This is a genomic window from Acidovorax sp. 106, from assembly GCF_003663825.1.
GTDB lineage: Bacteria > Pseudomonadota > Gammaproteobacteria > Burkholderiales > Burkholderiaceae_C > Acidovorax.
Map to the genome: position 1 here is coordinate 826,774 of NZ_RCCC01000001.1, position 17,585 is coordinate 844,358.

13 protein-coding genes are annotated in these 17,585 nt (G+C 64.3%); 10 read left to right on the forward strand and 3 right to left on the reverse strand.

Going from position 1 to position 17,585, the window contains the following annotated elements; translation table 11 throughout:
* Positions 1-23 precede the first annotated feature (23 nt).
* Both C8C98_RS03650 and C8C98_RS03655 read right to left on the reverse strand, forming a co-directional pair.
* Positions 24-971: an aldose 1-epimerase gene (locus C8C98_RS03650; RefSeq protein WP_121453172.1), complete on the reverse strand. Its 948-nt coding sequence runs from the start codon at positions 969-971 to the stop codon at positions 24-26.
* 68 nt (positions 972-1,039) lie between these two features.
* Positions 1,040-1,933 carry an SMP-30/gluconolactonase/LRE family protein gene (locus C8C98_RS03655; protein ID WP_233574646.1) on the reverse strand — a complete coding sequence of 298 codons (894 nt, stop codon included), beginning with the start codon at positions 1,931-1,933 and terminating at the stop codon, positions 1,040-1,042.
* A gap of 235 nt (positions 1,934-2,168) precedes the next feature.
* Between C8C98_RS03655 and C8C98_RS03660 the strand changes: the two genes are divergently transcribed.
* On the forward strand, positions 2,169-2,927 hold the full coding sequence (locus C8C98_RS03660; RefSeq protein ID WP_199726544.1) for an SDR family NAD(P)-dependent oxidoreductase: 759 nt from the start codon (positions 2,169-2,171) through the stop codon (positions 2,925-2,927).
* A 1,012-nt stretch (positions 2,928-3,939) separates the two neighbouring features.
* Here C8C98_RS03660 and C8C98_RS03670 read toward each other — a convergent pair.
* A complete protein-coding gene (locus tag C8C98_RS03670; protein ID WP_121453176.1) occupies positions 3,940-4,902 on the reverse strand; it encodes a LysR family transcriptional regulator in 963 nt (320 codons plus the stop codon).
* Positions 4,903-5,009: 107 nt separating this feature from the next.
* On the opposite strand from C8C98_RS03670, the gene C8C98_RS03675 reads away from it, so the two are divergent.
* From C8C98_RS03675 to C8C98_RS03715, 9 genes are all read left to right on the forward strand, one after another.
* Positions 5,010-6,461 (forward strand): aldehyde dehydrogenase family protein, encoded by a 1,452-nt coding sequence (locus C8C98_RS03675; protein WP_121453177.1) that lies wholly within the window; start codon positions 5,010-5,012, stop codon positions 6,459-6,461.
* Positions 6,462-6,581: 120 nt separating this feature from the next.
* The gene (locus tag C8C98_RS03680) at positions 6,582-7,547 is read left to right on the forward strand and encodes an ABC transporter substrate-binding protein (protein WP_121453178.1); all 966 of its coding nucleotides are present in this window, start codon (positions 6,582-6,584) and stop codon (positions 7,545-7,547) included.
* Between the two features lie 176 nt (positions 7,548-7,723).
* Positions 7,724-8,794 (forward strand): multiple monosaccharide ABC transporter substrate-binding protein, encoded by a 1,071-nt coding sequence (gene chvE / locus C8C98_RS03685; RefSeq protein WP_121453179.1) that lies wholly within the window; start codon positions 7,724-7,726, stop codon positions 8,792-8,794.
* Between the two features lie 111 nt (positions 8,795-8,905).
* The gene (gene mmsA / locus C8C98_RS03690; RefSeq protein WP_121453180.1) at positions 8,906-10,486 is read left to right on the forward strand and encodes a multiple monosaccharide ABC transporter ATP-binding protein; all 1,581 of its coding nucleotides are present in this window, start codon (positions 8,906-8,908) and stop codon (positions 10,484-10,486) included.
* Positions 10,483-11,706, forward strand: a complete 1,224-nt coding sequence (gene mmsB / locus C8C98_RS03695) for a multiple monosaccharide ABC transporter permease (RefSeq protein WP_121453181.1) — start codon at positions 10,483-10,485, stop codon at positions 11,704-11,706. The genes mmsA and mmsB overlap by 4 nt, the downstream gene beginning before the upstream one ends.
* A gap of 182 nt (positions 11,707-11,888) precedes the next feature.
* Positions 11,889-13,499 (forward strand): sugar ABC transporter ATP-binding protein, encoded by a 1,611-nt coding sequence (locus tag C8C98_RS03700; RefSeq protein ID WP_121453182.1) that lies wholly within the window; start codon positions 11,889-11,891, stop codon positions 13,497-13,499.
* A complete protein-coding gene (locus tag C8C98_RS03705) occupies positions 13,492-14,541 on the forward strand; it encodes an ABC transporter permease (RefSeq protein ID WP_121453183.1) in 1,050 nt (349 codons plus the stop codon). Before C8C98_RS03700 ends, C8C98_RS03705 begins: the two co-directional genes overlap by 8 nt.
* The gene (gene yjfF, locus C8C98_RS03710) at positions 14,538-15,602 is read left to right on the forward strand and encodes a galactofuranose ABC transporter, permease protein YjfF (RefSeq protein ID WP_370450316.1); all 1,065 of its coding nucleotides are present in this window, start codon (positions 14,538-14,540) and stop codon (positions 15,600-15,602) included. The genes C8C98_RS03705 and yjfF overlap by 4 nt, the downstream gene beginning before the upstream one ends.
* A 33-nt stretch (positions 15,603-15,635) precedes the next feature.
* Positions 15,636-17,369, forward strand: a complete 1,734-nt coding sequence (locus C8C98_RS03715; protein ID WP_121453184.1) for an IlvD/Edd family dehydratase — start codon at positions 15,636-15,638, stop codon at positions 17,367-17,369.
* Positions 17,370-17,585: the final 216 nt, after the last annotated feature.

Sequence of the window (17,585 nt, forward strand, 5' to 3'; positions counted from 1 at the left end):
ACCTCGGGGCACCGGCCGTCGACTCACTGTGCGGCGGCCAGCGGCCCAAACCGCCATTGCACGCTCAGCCGCAGCGCCTCACCCGCCGCCAGCACCCGCAGGCCTGGCTGGCCGGGCAGATGAAAAGCATCAATGGGCTGGGTGATGGGCTCAAAGCAAAACGCCGAGCCTTGGGGTGGCCGGTAAATCAGGCAGTAGTGCTGCCCTGCCTCACCGTCTTGCGCAAAGTCCGGCATGTGCGCCTGCAGCCGCACGCCCCACTCGGGCCAATCGATTTGCGCCGTGCCGCCCCAGCCGGTGTAGGCGTTGTCGATCAAATCGCCATGGGCCGAGATGCCGGCACTCAAGTCCCACCCAGGCGGGAAATCTGCCGTCTGGCGCACGGGGATGGGGTCGTCCCCACACAGCCACACCGAGGCCACCGGGGCGCTGATGCGTGTGCGCGGGGTGCGCAAAAACCAGGGGTGCAAACCCAGGCCATAGGGCATGGGCTCTGCACCCCGGTGGCGCACCAGCACCTGCTGGTCCAGCCCGCCGGGCACCAAGCGGAAGGTCTGCACGGCCTCGTAGTCATAAGGGTTGCCCTGGAAGCGCTCAGAGCGCAGCGACATCTCCAGCGTGTCGTCCCCCACCTGGCGCCCATCCCAGGGCTGCAGCCAGCCATCGCCATGGATGGGATACGGCTCGCCCGCCCGGTTGGGCTGCATCGGCTGGAACTGCCCCCCCTGCGCAAAGCCGCCGCCGCTGATGCGGTTGGACCAGGGCACCATCGCAAACGAGGCCATCTGGTACAGGTCCGCCGCAGCGCCATCCCAGGGGCGCCACAGGTTCAACCGCCCCTCGGGGCTGGCCGCATGGTCCATTTGCCAGGCAGCGACGCTGCCGCCCAAGGTAGGTACCAGGCCCAGGTGCTGGTCGGCATGGTGCAGCCAGACGACGGGGTGGGAGGCTGGGTTGGATGCAGAGATCATGAAGGTTCTGTCTTTCAATCAAGGATGTGCGCGGAGCGGGCGCAGCGCAAACGGCGCATGGACTGCGCCTATCCACCAAACAAATGCGCAGGCATGCCGGGGCTGCCTACATCCACGGCAAACAGGCCACCAGCCAAAGGCTGCGCGGCCAACTGCTCTGGCGACAGGCCCGTGCGGGCGGTGGAGATGAACAGCGTCTGCAGGTCTGCGCCGCCAAAGGCGCAGTTGGTGACGTGGCTGGTGGGCAGGTGCACACGCCCCAGCTCTTGCGCTGTCTCGGGGTGGTGGCAGCTGACGCAGGCGCCGCCCCAGTGCGCAATCCACACGCGGCCCTGGGCATCGGTGGTCATGCCATCGGGTACGCCATCGCCCTCGGCAAGGCGCAGCCACAGTTGCTTGTTCGACACGCTGCCGCGCACGGGATCGAAGTCGTAGCGGTACACGCAGCCCTGCACCGTGTCGTTGAAGTACAGGTGCCCACCCTGCGCCGCCCCGGCCCAGGTGGGGCCGTTGGTGACGACAAAGCCTTCGTCGTGCCGCGAGCACTGTCCGTCGGGGTCGTAGCGATACAGCGCGCCCGTGGGTTGTTGGCAGTCAAAGTCCATGGTGCCGCCCCAGAACCGGCCCTGGGCGTCGCACTTGCCATCGTTGAAGCGGTTGCCAGATGGCTCGGCAGGCTGGTGCAGATAGCGCGGTGCGGCGCCCGTGGCCGGGTCAAACCAGGCGAAGCCCCGGCGCAGGGTGACCAGCAAACCCGGGGCATCGCGGCGCTCTGCCACGGCCGAGATCTCTTCGTCAAACGTCCATTGGGCCCGTTCGCCATCGCCCAGGCGCCAGCGGTGCAACTGCCGCCCCAGGATGTCGACCCAGTACAGGGCCTGCTCGCGCACCGACCACAGCACGCCCTCACCCAAGGCCGCCCCTGCGGCGTGCACGCAGCGCACAGCGCCCACAGGGGGCATGGCCCACGCCGCGCCCACCCCATCCGCCGCACCCGGCATTTTCAAAAGGCCCACGTTTGTCTCCGTTGTGTTTTTTGAACCGTTTTAGGGGCCGCTCAGGGCGATGCCTCTTGACGGCGGGCATCTTATCAACGTCAATTGATACTTGAATACTTATTTTTATTCATTGATTGATATTTAAATTGATATGTTAAATTTTTCAAGCGCTTCTGCCTCTGCCCCATCCACCCCTGCCATGGCACGCTTTCCCAGCCTGAACGGCCGCAGCGTCTTCGTCACCGGCGGCGGCAGTGGCATTGGGGCGGCCATCGTGACGGCCTTTGCAGAGCAAGGGGCCAAAGTGGCCTTCATCGACGTGGCCCAGGAGGCCAGTGAACGGCTGGTGCAGCAATTGACCGACGCAGGCCTGCCCCGGCCGTGGTGGCGTGCCTGCGATGTCAAGGACATTGCAGCCCTGCAGGCCGCCATCCACGATGCAGCGGCGGCCCTGGGCGATTTCTCGGCCCTGGTGAACAACGTGGCCAGCGACGACCGGCACAGCCTGGAGTCGGTGACCCCCGACTACTACGACGAGCGCATCGCCATCAACGAGCGCCCCGCGTTCTTCGCCATCCAGGCGGCGGTGCCCGGTATGCGGCGGCTGGGGGCAGGTTCGATCATCAACCTGGGCTCGACCGGCTGGCAAGGCAAGGGCACAGGCTACCCGTGCTACGCCATTGCCAAGTCGTCGGTGAACGGGCTGACCCGGGGGCTGGCCAAGACGCTGGGGCAAGACCGCATTCGCATCAACACGGTGTCGCCGGGCTGGGTGATGACAGAGCGCCAGATCAAGCTGTGGCTGGATGCGGAGGGCGAGAAGGAGCTGGCGCGCAACCAGTGTCTGCCCGACAAGCTGCAGCCGCATGACATCGCCCGCATGGTGTTGTTTCTGGCATCGGACGATGCGGCCATGTGCACGGCGCAGGAGTTCAAGGTGGATGCTGGGTGGGTTTGATTTTTAGTCAAACGAGGCTCTAGCGCTCATTTATAAAGCGCCGACAGCTATTGATTTGATAGTAATTAGTCGCTACCTCATGCCGTTCGGGCAGAGCCTACCGAAGCCTGGATCTGTGCGCTGATTGGGCGGCATGCCTGGGCTGAGGGCGGGAGCCGGGGAATGCGCCCGGCGGCGCAGTAACTTTCTTTCGCTTCGCCGAAAGAAAGTCACCAAAGAAAGGGCGACCCCAAGTCTGCGACCCCTGCGCTGCGCTTCGGGGCAAACCTGCGGCGGGACGGTTGCGGGGTGCGCTGCGGAACTCACTGCGCGCCGGGGGCGCTCCGTTCGGACAGCCGCAGCGAGTCAGATAACTAAGCATGGGCGCTTCGACGCCCATGCCACCCCGCAACCGCCCCGCCGCAGGCGCAGCCACAGGGGGTGGTCAGCCGAACATCCAAACAGCCCAACAGCCACACGGGTCGTCGCTACGCTCGACCTGATTGGCGCTGCGCCCAGCGCGGAGCGCATGCGCCCGCAAAGTGGGGCCGAGCGCAGCGATGGCCCGAATGGATGTCGGTTGTTCGGCTCCCAAGCCCCTCTGTATGCGCCGAGGAGCGCAGCGGCCGGCGGATCAGGGATCGCGACTGTTTGGGCGCAGCGAGTTTGAGCGAGACCCCGCTGGACGCGAGCACCGCAGGCTGCCCGAAGCGCAGCGCAGGGACGCAGACAGTGGGGTCGCCTTCTTTTGCCTTCTTTTGGGGCTGGAATGTTTCAACACGAGAGCCCCGTGCGCGTAGCGCACCTTGGCGACGCAAGACAACCCGCGCAGCGGGTTGCACCAAAAGAAGGTGCGCCGCCGGGCGCACATCCCGGCACCCGCCCTCAAATCAGGCACGCCGCAAGATCAACGAGCAAGCCCCGGCTTCGACAAGCTCAGCCCGAACGGTATGAGGTAGCGCTAATTACTATCAAATCAATAGCTGCTAGCGCTTATCCCACAAGCACTATCAGCACATTCCACCAAAAACAATTAATCCCCCAACTCCAACCGCCGCCCATACTGCACCAGACTCGTCTGCTTGATCGCCTTCATCATCACCTTGGCCGCTGGCGACAACAACCGATCGGCCCGGGTGATGATGCCGAACGCATCCATATGGCACGGCATCTCCAAAGGCAACACCGTCACGATGCCATGCGACGCGTAGTACTGCGCCACATCCAGCGCCAACACCGCCACCATGTCACTTTGCTGCAGCATGCGCGTGATGAACAACAAGGCCGAGGACTCCACCGTGTTGGTCGGCGGGGCCAGGCCGTCTTGCTGGAACATCAGGTCAAACCGGTGGCGCAGCACACTGCCCGCAGGCGGCACGATCCAGCCGGCCGAGACCACATCGCGCAGCGTCAACCCACTCATGCCCGACAACGGATGCCCCGGCCGGGCCACCGCGCAGACCATCTCCTCGGTCAACGGCTCGTAGCGCAAATTGCCCTTGTCGTGCTCGGCAAACAACCGCCCCAGCACGATGTCCAGCTTGCCCTGGTCCAGCCGCTCCAGCAGCACCGGGCTGGTTTCGATGTCCAGCATGATGCGAAGGCTAGGGTGCTCCTGCTTGACCAAAGCAATCGCGGCGGGCAACAGACTCAATGCGGGGGACGTGATGGCCCCCACCCCCACCTGCCCAAAGTGCCCCGACTTGAGCGCCACCAGCTCATCGTGCGCCTGGTTCAGGTTGGCCAGCGCCATGCGCGCGTACCGGATCATCGTCTCGCCATACCAAGTGGGGCGCATGCCGCGCGGCAAGCGCTCGAACAGCGACACCTCCAGCACATCTTCCAGGTCCTTGAGCAGCTTGGATGCGGCGGGCTGGGTCATGTTCAACACCTGGGCCGCCCGGTGGATGTTGCCCTCCTCGGCCAACGCCACCAGCAGCAGCAACTGCCGTGTTTTCAAGCGGGCGCGAATGAACCAGTGGTTGTAGTTGCTCATCGGGTTTTCCAGAATGCAGAGACTGATATCTATTTTGCATAAAAAACGATTGGATTGATATCCAAATCAAACCTAGACTTTGCCGCTCATCCATAGCAAAGGTCTCCATGCGACTCGGCGATATGCAGCAAAACCCCAGAAACCTCATCAACGGTCGCTGGGAGATTGGCACCACCACGGGGGTCAGCACCAACCCATCCGATACCCGTGAAGTGGTGGCCGAGTACGCGCGCGCCGACCGCAACCAGACCGAGCAGGCCATTCGCGCCGCAGCCGACGCCCTGCCCTACTGGAGCCAAAGTACCCCACAGCGGCGCGCCGATGTGCTCGACCAAGTGGGCAACGAGCTGCTGGCCCGCAAAGACGAGCTGGGCACGCTGCTGGCCCGCGAGGAGGGCAAAACCCTGCCCGAGGCTGTGGCCGAAGTGGCCCGCGCCGGGCAGATCTTCAAATTTTTTGCGGGCGAGGCACTGCGTATTCAGGGCGAACTGATGGCCTCGGTGCGCCAGGGCGTGCAGGTGGACGTGACCCGCGAGCCTGTCGGGGTGGTGGGCATCGTCGCGCCCTGGAACTTCCCCATGGCGATTCCGGCCTGGAAGATTGCGCCCGCCCTGGCCTACGGCAACACCGTGGTCTTCAAACCTGCCGAGCTGGTGTCGGCCTGCGGCTGGGCGCTGGCAGAAATCATCCACCGCTGCGGGCTGCCTGCGGGCGCGTTCAACATGGTGATGGGCAGCGGCCGTGAAGTGGGCCAAACGCTGGTGGAGCACCCGCTGGTCAACGCGGTGAGCTTCACCGGATCGGTGGCGACCGGCGAGCGCATCTTGCGGTCGGCCACGCTGCGCCGCGCCAAGGTGCAGCTGGAAATGGGCGGCAAGAACCCGCTGGTGGTGCTGGCCGATGCCGACTTTGAGCAGGCCATTGATTGCGCGCTGCAAGGCTCGTACTACTCCACCGGGCAGCGCTGCACCGCATCGAGCCGCCTGATTGTGGAAGCCCCCGTGCACGAAGCCTTTGTCGCGCGGCTGCGCCAACGGCTGTCTACGCTCAAAGTCGGCCATGCGCTGGAGCGCGGCACCGAAATGGGCCCGGTGGTGGACAGCCACCAGTTGGCCAACAACCAAAGCTACATCGACATCGCCAAGAACGAAGGCGCCGAGCATGTGTGGGGCGGCGAGCTGCTGGAGCGCGCCACACCGGGGCACTACATGAGCCCGGCGCTGTTCCTGGCGCAGCCAGAGCACCGCATTGCCCGCGAAGAGGTCTTCGGCCCCGTGGCCTGCGTGCTCAAGGCAGACGACTACGACCACGCGCTGGCGCTGGCCAACGACACCCCGTTTGGCTTGTGCGCAGGCATTTGCACCACTTCGCTCAAGCGTGCCATGCACTTCAAGCGCCATGCCGCCGTCGGCATGACCATGGTGAACCTGCCCACGGCGGGCGTGGACTTCCATGTGCCGTTTGGCGGGCGCAAGGAATCGAGCTACGGCCCCCGTGAGCAAGGCCGCTACGCCGCCGAGTTCTACACCACCGTCAAGACCGGTTACATGCTGGCCTGAACCCAACCCCTATTTACGGTGCGCACCAGCGCCGCCTCGGTCTGCAAAACGAGGCACCGCGCACCTGCAGCGTTCCCCCTCACCCAAACCATAGCAACAACAGACAGGAGACAAAACACCATGACCATCAATCGCCGCACCTTCGGGTCCGCCATCGCCTGCGCCTCGGCCGCCGGGCTGCTTGCGCCATCCGCCTGGGCCCAAAAGCCGCTGGTGCTCGGGTTCAGTCAGGTCGGGGCCGAAAGCGAATGGCGCACCGCTAACACCGAGTCCATCAAATCCGCCGCCAAAGAGGCCGGAATCGAACTCAAATTCTCGGACGCGCAGCAAAAGCAGGAAAACCAGATCAAGGCCATTCGCGCCTTCATTGCGCAAAAGGTGGACGTGATCGCCTTCTCGCCCGTCGTCGAATCGGGTTGGGAGCCCGTGCTGCGCGAGGCCAAGGCCGCCAAGATCCCGGTGGTGCTGACCGACCGCGCCGTGAACACCAAGGACACCTCGCTGTACGTCACCTTCATGGGCTCGGACTTTGTGGAAGAAGGCCGCAAGGCCGGGCGTTGGCTGGTCGAGAAGATGAAGGACCAAAAGGGCGAGGTCAATATCGTCGAGCTGCAAGGCACCGTGGGTTCCGCCCCGGCCATCGACCGCAAGAAGGGCTTTGAGGAAATCATCAAGGCCGACCCCAAGTTCAAGGTCATCCGCTCGCAAACCGGTGACTTCACCCGCGCCAAGGGCAAGGAGGTGATGGAAGCCTTCCTCAAGGCCGAGGGCAAGAAGATCAACGTGCTGTACGCGCACAACGACGACATGGCCATTGGTGCCATCCAGGCCATCGAGGAAGCGGGCATGAAGCCCGCCAAGGACATCACCATCATCTCCATCGACGCGGTGAAAGGGGCCTTTGAAGCCATGATCGCAGGCAAGCTGAATGTGTCGGTGGAATGCAGCCCCCTGCTGGGCCCGCAACTGATGAGCGCTGTCAAAGACATCAAGGCTGGCAAGCCCGTGCCCAAGCGCATCGTGACCGAGGAAGGCATTTTCCCCATGGAAGTCGCGGCACAAGAGTTCCCCAAGAGAAAGTATTGACGCCCCCTGAGCCGCCTGCGGCGTCATCCCCCAGAGGGGGCCGCCACCAGCGCGGCGGCGCGGCCAGCTCAGGCCCTTACGCGGTGGCACTGGCTTGGGGCGCGCCAGTAGCCGCCAACTCAGGCCACTCGGACGCCACATCAAAAAAACATATTCACAACAGGAGACAGAGACAAATGAAGCGAGCAATTTTCAAGGCCGTCTTGGCCACCATCGCACTGACCGCCGTGGGCGCCACATCGCTGGCATCGGCCCAGGACAAGGGCAGCATCGGCATCTCGATGCCCACCAAGTCGTCTGCGCGCTGGATCGCCGATGGCGACAACATGGTCAAGGTGCTCAAGGAGCGTGGCTACAAGACCGACCTGCAGTACGCCGAGGACGACATCCCCAACCAGCTAGCGCAGATCGAGAACATGATCACCAAAGGCGCCAAGGTGCTGGTGATTGCGTCGATTGACGGCACCACGCTGTCGCGCGTGCTGCAAAGCGCGGCCGACAAAGGCGTGAAGGTCATCGCGTATGACCGACTCATCAAGGGATCGAAGAACGTGGACTACTACGCTACGTTCGACAACTTCCAGGTGGGCGTGCTGCAAGCCACATCGTTGGTGGACAAGCTGGGGCTGAAGCAGGGCAAGGGCCCGTTCAACATCGAACTTTTTGGCGGATCGCCCGACGACAACAACGCCTTCTTCTTTTATGACGGCGCCATGAGCGTGCTGCAGCCTTACTTGGACAGCGGCAAGCTGGTGGTGCGCAGCAAGCAGCTGGGCATGAACAAGGTGGGCACGCTGCGCTGGGACGGCGCCGTGGCGCAAGCGCGCATGGACAACCTGCTCTCGGCCTACTACGGTAAGGACAAGGTGCACGCGGTGCTGTCGCCCTATGACGGCATTTCCATCGGCATCCTGTCGTCCCTCAAGGGCGTGGGCTACTGCACCGCCCAGCAGCCTTGCCCCGTGGTCAGCGGGCAAGACGCCGAAGTACCTTCCATCAAGTCCATCCTCAAGGGCGAGCAGTACTCCACCGTGTTCAAGGACACCCGCGAGCTGGCCAAGGTCGCGGCCAACATGGTGGACGCGGTGCTGACGGGCAAGCAGCCCGAGATCAACGACACCAAGACCTACAACAACGGCGTGAAGGTGGTGCCCTCGTACCTGCTCAAGCCCGTGGCGGTAGATGCTTCCAACTGGAACGGCGTGCTGATCGGCAGCGGCTACTACACCGAAGCGCAGGTCAAGTAAGCCTGCACACCGATGGGTGGGGCCACGCACCACAGGTGCCCGGCCCCACCCCGCCCTATCGATCACCGGCTGCAAGGCCCCGTGCACGAGCCATCCAGACCAGACACCACCATGTTGCTAGAGATGCGGGATATCCGCAAAACCTTCCCCGGCGTCGTTGCCCTGAACAAGGTCAACCTGCGGGTACGCGCCGGAGAAATCCACGCCATCGTGGGCGAGAACGGCGCGGGCAAGTCCACGCTGATGAAAGTGCTCTCAGGCGTTTACCCCCACGGCAGCTACAGCGGCGCCATCGTGTTTGAGGGGGAAGAGCGCAAGTTCCAGGGCATTCGCGACAGCGAACACCTGGGCGTGGCCATCATCCACCAAGAGCTGGCGCTGGTGCCCTTGCTGTCCATCACAGAAAACGTCTTTCTGGGCAACGAGCCCGCCCAGCGCGGCGTGATCGACTGGATGGCCGCACACCAGATGACACAGGCCCTGCTGCACAAGGTTGGACTCAAAGAGTCGCCCGACACCCTCATCACCCACCTGGGCGTGGGCAAGCAGCAGTTGGTCGAGATTGCCAAGGCCTTGTCGCGCAAGGTCAAGCTGCTGATCCTGGACGAGCCCACGGCCAGCCTGAATGAGACCGACAGCCACGCCCTGCTGGAGTTGCTGCTGGAGCTCAAAAGCCAGGGCATCACCTGCATCCTGATTTCGCACAAGCTCAATGAAATCTCCCACGTGGCCGACTCCATCACGGTGCTGCGCGATGGCAGCACCGTCGAAATGCTGGACTGCCACGCGCAGGCGGTGAGCGAGGACCGCGTCATCCAGGCCATGGTGGGCCGCGAGATGGCCGACCGCTACCCGCAGCGCCAACCCAACATCGGCGAGGTGGCCTTTGAGGTGCGCAACTGGCGCGCCTACCATCCCCAGCGCAACGAGCAGCCCTTCATCAAAGGCATTGACCTGCAAGTGCGGCGCGGCGAGATCGTCGGCATTGCCGGGCTCATGGGCTCGGGCCGCACCGAGCTGGCCATGAGCCTGTTTGGCCGATCCTGGGGCCGCCGCATCAGCGGCGAGGTGCTGCGCAACGGCCAGCCCATCGACGTCAGCACCGTGGAAAAGGCCGTACAGAACGGCCTGGCCTATGTGACCGAGGACCGCAAGGGCAATGGCCTGGTGCTGAACGAAGACATCCAGTTCAACGTCTCGCTGGCCCACCTGCAAGGGGTGTCCACCGCGGGCGTGATCGACCACGGAAAAGAGCACCAGGTGGCGCAGGACTACCGCCACAAGCTGCGCCTGCGCTGCTCGGGCGTGGACCAAAAGACGCTCAACCTCTCTGGCGGCAACCAGCAAAAGGTGGTGTTGGCCAAATGGCTGTTCACCAACCCGGAGGTGCTGATCCTGGACGAGCCCACGCGCGGCATCGACGTGGGCGCCAAGTACGAGATCTACACCCTCATCGCCCAGATGGCGGCCGAGGGCAAATGCGTGATCGTGATCTCGTCAGAGATGCCCGAGCTGCTGGGCATCTCTGACCGCATCTATGTGATGAACGAAGGCCGCTTGGTGGCCGAGATGCCCACGGCAGAAGCGTCGCAAGAAAAAATCATGCGCGCGATAGTGAATGCCCCCCCTGAGGCGCTTCGCGCCAGTGCCTACGCATCGCACAGCCCCCAGCACAACGAAAACCGGATATGAGCCAGATGACTACTTCTTCCCCCACGGCCTCGGCTGCAGCCCATACACCTGCCAAATCGGCGCGGTCACTGCTGGACCACGCCAAGCACAACCTGCGCGAATACGGCATGTTGATCACGCTGGTCGCGATCATGGGGTTCTTTCAGTACATGACCGACGGCACGCTGATGCAGCCGCTCAACCTCACCAACCTGATCCTGCAAAACAGCTACATCGTCATCATGGCGCTGGGCATGCTGCTGGTGATCGTGGCGGGGCACATCGATTTGTCGGTGGGCTCGGTGTGTGGCTTCATTGGTGCCCTGGCGGCGGTGCTGATGGTGCAGTACCAGTGGCACTTTGTGCCCGCCACCCTGGTGTGCCTGGTGTGCGGCGGCCTCATCGGCGCGGTGCAAGGCTGGTTTGTGGCGTTCTCGCGCATTCCCTCGTTCATCGTCACGCTGGCGGGCATGCTGGTGTTCAAGGGGCTGGCGCTGGCGTTGCTGGCGGGGCAGTCGGTGGGGCCCTTCCCTGAGTCGTTTCAAATGCTCAGCTCGGGCTTCATTCCGGACTTTGCCAACGGCGAAGGGCTGCGCGTGACGTCCATGGTGCTGGGCCTGGCAGTCGCTGTGGCGCTCACGGTCTCTGCGGTGCGTGAGCGTGCCAACCGCCTCAAGCACGGCGTGCAGACCGAGCCTGTGGCTTTCTTCGCCATCAAGACAGCGGTATTTGCCGTGCTGCTCATCGCCTTCAGCTACCTGCTCGCCTCCTACAAGGGCTTGCCCAATGTGCTGGTGGTCATGGCGCTGCTGATCGTGTTTTTTGAATTCATCACCAGCCGCACCACCGTTGGCCGGCGTATCTACGCCATGGGGGGCAACGAAAAAGCCGCCAAGCTCTCTGGCATCAAGACCGAACGCCTGTCGTTTTATGCCTTCATCAACATGGGTGTGCTGGCCGCCCTGGCGGGCCTGGTGTTTGCCGCACGGCTGAACACCGCCACGCCCAAGGCGGGCCTGGGCTTTGAGCTGGACGTGATTGCCGCTTGTTTCATTGGCGGGGCCTCTGCCTCCGGCGGCGTGGGCAAGGTGATGGGCGCGGTGATTGGCGCTTTTGTGATGGGCGTGATGAACAACGGCATGTCCATCCTGGGCATTGGCATCGACTACCAGCAGGTCATCAAGGGCGTGGTGCTGCTGGCCGCAGTACTAGTGGACGTTTACAACAAAAACAAAGCATGAAATGAAGCACCCCCTGAGTCGCTTTGCGCCTTCCCCCTCTCTCGACTCGCTGCGCGATTCGGGAGGGGAACGCAGCCAGCGCGGCGGGGCGGCGCGGCCAGCTCAGGCCCTTGCGCGGCGGCCCGCGCTTGCGTCGCGCCCGCATCGCGGGCTGAAGGCATGACCGAGACCTTCAGAAATTGATGAACACCCCTACTTCCAATCCCGTGCTACAGCTCTCGGGCATCCACAAGCAGTTTGCAGGCATCCCCGTGCTGCGCGATGTGCAGCTCAACCTGTACCCGGGCGAGATCCACGCGCTGATGGGCCAGAACGGCGCGGGCAAGTCCACGCTGATCAAAGTGCTGACGGGCGTGCTGGAAGCCAGCAGCGGGCAGATGCGCCTGGGTGGGCCAGCCGCAGCGCCGGGCCTCCCCAAGCAAGGCGACACCCCCTCGGGGGGCAGCGACCCGCGCAGCGGTGGAGCGCGGGGGCTGACCACTGTGTGGCCGGACTCGCCCCTGGCAGCGCAACGCCTGGGCATCAGCACGGTGTACCAGGAGGTCAACCTCTGCCCCAACCTCTCGGTGGCCGAGAACATCTTTGCGGGCCGCTACCCCCGCTGCGGCTGGTCGCAAGGCTTTCGCATCGACTGGAGTGCTGTGCACCAGCGTGCCCAGGCGCTGGTACAGCGCGTGGGGCTGGACATCGACGTCACACGCCTGCTGTCGGACTACCCCGTGGCCGTGCAGCAGCTGGTGGCGATAGCGCGGGCCATCGGCATCGAATCGCGCGTGCTGATTTTGGACGAGCCGACCTCCAGCCTGGACGACGACGAGGTGCAAAAGCTCTTTCAGGTGCTGCGCAAACTGCGCGGCGAGGGGCTGGCGATTGTGTTCGTGAGCCACTTCCTGAACCAGGTGTATGCCGTCTCCGACCGCATCACCGTGCTGCGCAACGGCAGCTGGGTGGGCGAATGGCTGGCCCGCGACCTGCCCGCGCCCGCCTTGATTGCCGCCATGCTGGGGCGAGAGCTGGCCGCTCAAAGCGCCCATGCCCCCGCGCCCCATGCGATGGACGCCGCCACGCCCGCACTGGTGCAAATCGAGGGGCTGGGCAAGGCAGGGCAGCTCAAGCCGCTGGATTTGCAGATCCGCGCCGGTGAAGTGGTGGGACTGGCGGGGCTGCTGGGCTCGGGCCGCACCGAGCTGGCACGGCTGCTGTTTGGCATGGACGCCCCAGACCGGGGCCTGCTGCGGGTGGACGGCAAAGCCATCACCTTCGCAAGCCCCATGGACGCCATTGCCAGCGGCCTGGCGCTGTGCCCTGAAGAGCGCAAGACCGACGGCATCGTGGCCGAGCTGTCGGTGCGCGAGAACATTGCGCTGGCCTTGCAGGCACGCCTGGGGCTGTCGCGCTTTTTGTCGCGCACCGAGCAAGCCGAGATGGCGCAGCGCTATGTGCAAATGTTGGGCATCAAAACCGCCAGTGTGGACACCCCCATTGGCCTCTTGTCGGGCGGCAACCAGCAGAAGGCCATTCTGGCGCGCTGGCTGGCCACTGAGCCCCGCCTGCTGATTCTGGACGAGCCCACGCGCGGCATCGACGTGGCGGCCAAGCAGGAAATCATGGAGCAGATCCTGCGGCTGGCACAGGCGGGCATGGCGGTGCTGTTCATCTCCTCCGAAATGAGCGAAGTGGTGCGCGTGGCACACCGCATTGTGGTGTTGCGCGAACGCGAAAAGGTGGGTGAGTTGCCTGCAGGCAGCAGCGAAGACGACGTGTATGAACTGATTGCAGCCAACCATGCTTGAAAACAAACCCTCTGTACTTCGGGCTCTCATGGCCCACCGGCTGGCCTGGCCGCTCATCACCCTGTTGCTGCTGCTGGGTGTGAACACCGCCTTCAACAGCAGCTTCTTGCACATCGAGTGGCGCGATGGGCATCTGTACGGCAGCCTGATCGATATCCTCAACCGCGCAGCGCCGCTGGTGCTGGTGTCGCTGGGCATGACGATGGTGATTGCCACGCGCGGCATCGACATCTCGGTCGGTGCGGTGGTGGCTATTGCCGCTGCCGTGGCGGCGTGGATGATTGGCGGGGCGGTGTCGGGCACCGAGAGCCGGTTTCCGCTGCCCGTGGCCATCCTGGGGGCCATCGGCATCGCGCTGCTGTGTGGGCTGTGGAATGGCGTTCTGGTGGCCAAGGTGGGCATGCAGCCCATCATTGCCACGCTGATCCTGATGGTGGCGGGCCGGGGCATTGCCCAGCTCATCACCGACGGGCAGATCATCACCATCTACTACACGCCATTCTTCTTTATCGGGGGCGGGTACCTTTTGGGGCTGCCGTTCTCTGTGTTTGTGGTGGCGGCCGTGTTCGCTGTGCTCTACCTGGCTGTCACCCGCACAGCCCTGGGGCTGTTTGTGCAGGCTGTGGGCATCAACCCTGCGGCTGCTCGGGTGGCTGGGGTGCAGGCCCAACGTCTGGTGGTAGCCGCCTATGCCTTTTGCGGCGTCTGCGCGGGCATGGCCGGGCTGCTGATCTGCTCCAACGTCAAAAGCGCTGATGGCAACAACGCAGGCCAGCTGCTGGAGCTAGACGCCATCTTGGCGGTGACGCTCGGAGGAACGGCCCTGACGGGTGGGCGTTTCAGCCTGGTGGGCAGCGTGGTGGGCGCGCTCATCATCCAGTCGCTCACCTATGCCATTTACTCCCTGGGCGTGCCGCCAGAGATCAACCTGGTCGTCAAAGCCATCGTGGTGTTCGTGGTGATGCTGCTGCAATCCCCCGAGTTTCGGGCCAGCGTGGGCGCCATCGCACGCCGCCCCGCAGCCACAGGAGTTTCGGCATGAGCAGCCTGCCCCAACCCCTGATGAACACCGCCCCACCGACCGAGGCGCAGGCCCAGACTCCAGCCCAAGTGCCAGCCGCTTCGGCCGCGTCCCGCCCACGCCTGAACCCCAAATACCTGCCCTTGGCCGCCACCATCGCGCTGTTCACCCTCATGGCCACGGCGGGCTCCGTGCTGTACCCCGGCTTTTTCTCGGCGCAGGTGTTTCTCAACCTGCTGATCGACAACGCCTTTCTGGTGATCGTGGCGGTGGGCATGACGTTTGTCATTCTGTCGGGCGGCATCGACCTCTCGGTGGGCTCTGTGGTGGCGTTGACCACGATGGTGCTGGCATCGCTGGTGGAGCGCCATGGCTGGAGCCCCACCGCCGCCATTCCACTGGTCTTGGCGATGGGCACCGCCTTCGGTGCCTGCATGGGCTTTTTGATCGAGCGGTTTCGGCTGCAGCCCTTCATCGTGACGCTGGCGGGCATGTTCCTCGCGCGCGGCCTGTGCTACCTCATCAGCATCGACTCGATCAGCATCACCCACGAGGGCTACTCTGACATGGCCCAGTGGCGCTGGTCGCTGGGTGAATCCATGTCGATTTCGCTGGGTGCCTTGATCGCCCTGGGGGTCTTACTCGCAGCGGCTTTCATCGCGCACTGCACGCCCTTTGGCCGCAATGTGTATGCCGTGGGCGGCAGCGAGCACTCGGCCGTGTTGATGGGGCTGCCTGTGCGCCGCACGCTCATTGGCGTGTACACGCTGTCGGGCCTGTGCTCTGCGCTGGCGGGGGTGGTGTTCACCTTTTACATGCTGTCGGGCTATGGCCTGCACGCCACGGGCATGGAGCTCGATGCCATTGCCGCCGTGGTGATTGGCGGCACCCTGCTCACCGGCGGCGTGGGCTATATGGCGGGCACGCTGTTTGGTGTGCTGATGCTCGGAATCATCCAGACCCTGATTTCCTTCGACGGCACGCTCAGCTCCTGGTGGACGCGCATCGTCGTCGGAATCCTTCTGTTTGTGTTCTGCCTGTTGCAACGCCTGCTGACGCGCCGCAACACCCAGCGCCACTGATTCATCTCTCTCCTCCTCTCTCTGACCCCCACCATGACTAACCCCAAGCGCAAACTCCGCTCCACCGAATGGTTTGGCACCGCCGACAAGAACGGCTTCATGTACCGCAGCTGGATGAAGAACCAGGGCATCCCAGACCACGAGTTCGACGGCCGCCCCATCATCGGCATCTGCAACACCTGGTCTGAACTGACCCCCTGCAACGCCCACTTTCGCAAGATCGCCGAGCACGTCAAGCGCGGCATCTACGAAGCGGGGGGCTTCCCCGTGGAGTTTCCGGTGTTCTCCAACGGCGAATCCAATCTGCGGCCCACGGCCATGCTCACGCGCAACCTGGCTAGCATGGACGTGGAAGAAGCCATTCGCGGCAACCCCATCGACGCAGTGGTGCTACTGGTGGGCTGCGACAAGACCACACCGGCGCTGCTGATGGGCGCAGCCAGTTGCGATGTGCCGGCCATCGTGGTCACGGGCGGCCCCATGCTCAACGGCAAGCTCGACGGCAAGGACATCGGCTCGGGCACCGCCGTGTGGCGCCTGCACGAATCGCTGAAGGCGGGCGAGATCAACGAGCACCAGTTCTTCGCGGCCGAGGCGGGCATGTCACGCTCGGCCGGTACCTGCAACACCATGGGCACGGCCAGCACCATGGCCTGCATGGCCGAGTCGCTGGGCACCTCGCTGCCGCACAACGCAGCCATACCCGCTGTGGATGCGCGCCGCTACGTGCTGGCCCACATGTCAGGCCGGCGCATTGTGGAGATGGCACACGAAGGGCTCACGCTCTCCAAGATCCTGACGCGCGAGGCGTTCGAAAACGCCATCCGCACCAACGCGGCCATCGGCGGCTCGACCAACGCGGTCATCCACCTGAAGGCCATCGCAGGCCGCATCGGCGTGCAGCTGGACCTGGAGGACTGGACGCGCATTGGCCGGGGCACCCCCACCCTGGTGGACCTGCAGCCCTCGGGCCGCTTCCTGATGGAAGAGTTCTACTACGCCGGTGGCCTGCCCGCCGTGCTGCGCCGCCTGGGCGAGAACAACCTGCTGCCGCACCCCAACGCCCTGACCGTGAACGGCAAGAGCCTGTGGGACAACGTGCGCGAAGCGCCGCAGTACAACGACGAGGTGATCCGCCCGATCAACAACCCACTGATCGCCGACGGTGGCATCTGCATCCTGCGCGGCAACCTGGCGCCACGTGGCGCGGTGCTCAAGCCCTCCGCCGCCTCGCCCGAGCTGCTCAAGCACCGGGGCCGCGCGGTGGTGTTCGAGAACCTGGAGCACTACAAGGAACGCATCGTTGATGAGAACCTGGACATCGACGCCAGCTGCGTGATGGTGATGAAGAACTGCGGCCCCAAGGGCTACCCCGGCATGGCCGAGGTGGGCAACATGGGCCTGCCGCCCAAGCTGCTGCGCCAGGGCGTCAAAGACATGGTGCGCATCTCCGACGCACGCATGAGCGGCACGGCCTACGGCACCGTGGTGCTGCATGTGGCGCCCGAGGCGGCGGCCGGTGGCCCGCTGGCTGCGGTGCGCGATGGCGACTTCATTGAGCTGGACTGCGAACAGGGTCGCCTTCACCTTGATATCAGCGACGAGGAGCTGGCCGCGCGGCTGGCCGCACTGGCAGGCACCGACAACGGTGGGCGCGGCGGCTACCAACGCCTGTATGTGGACCACGTGCTGCAGGCCGACGACGGTTGCGATTTCGACTTTTTGGTGGGCTGCCGAGGCAGCGCCGTGCCTCGCCATTCGCATTGAAAGAGATGGGACACCCCCTGAGTCGCTTCGCGCTTTCCCCCCGATCTCTCAACGCTGCGCGTTGCGGGCAGGGGGACGCAGCCAGCGCTGCGGGGCGGTACGGCCGGCTCAGGCCCTTGCGCGGCTGCCCGCATAGGGGTCGCACCCACTGCAGTCGAATGCTACATATTTAATAGCTGCCAGCGCTTTTTAGATAAGCGCTAGAGCCTTATTTCT

Coding starts and splice junctions, on each gene's coding strand:
- C8C98_RS03650 (WP_121453172.1), bottom strand. CDS start 971: ATGATCTCTGCATCCAACCCAGCCTCCCACCCCGTCGTCTGGCTGCAC.
- C8C98_RS03655 (WP_233574646.1), bottom strand. CDS start 1,933: ATGCCCCCTGTGGGCGCTGTGCGCTGCGTGCACGCCGCAGGGGCGGCC.
- C8C98_RS03660 (WP_199726544.1), top strand. CDS start 2,169: ATGGCACGCTTTCCCAGCCTGAACGGCCGCAGCGTCTTCGTCACCGGC.
- C8C98_RS03670 (WP_121453176.1), bottom strand. CDS start 4,902: ATGAGCAACTACAACCACTGGTTCATTCGCGCCCGCTTGAAAACACGG.
- C8C98_RS03675 (WP_121453177.1), top strand. CDS start 5,010: ATGCGACTCGGCGATATGCAGCAAAACCCCAGAAACCTCATCAACGGT.
- C8C98_RS03680 (WP_121453178.1), top strand. CDS start 6,582: ATGACCATCAATCGCCGCACCTTCGGGTCCGCCATCGCCTGCGCCTCG.
- chvE (WP_121453179.1), top strand. CDS start 7,724: ATGAAGCGAGCAATTTTCAAGGCCGTCTTGGCCACCATCGCACTGACC.
- mmsA (WP_121453180.1), top strand. CDS start 8,906: ATGTTGCTAGAGATGCGGGATATCCGCAAAACCTTCCCCGGCGTCGTT.
- mmsB (WP_121453181.1), top strand. CDS start 10,483: ATGAGCCAGATGACTACTTCTTCCCCCACGGCCTCGGCTGCAGCCCAT.
- C8C98_RS03700 (WP_121453182.1), top strand. CDS start 11,889: ATGAACACCCCTACTTCCAATCCCGTGCTACAGCTCTCGGGCATCCAC.
- C8C98_RS03705 (WP_121453183.1), top strand. CDS start 13,492: ATGCTTGAAAACAAACCCTCTGTACTTCGGGCTCTCATGGCCCACCGG.
- yjfF (WP_370450316.1), top strand. CDS start 14,538: ATGAGCAGCCTGCCCCAACCCCTGATGAACACCGCCCCACCGACCGAG.
- C8C98_RS03715 (WP_121453184.1), top strand. CDS start 15,636: ATGACTAACCCCAAGCGCAAACTCCGCTCCACCGAATGGTTTGGCACC.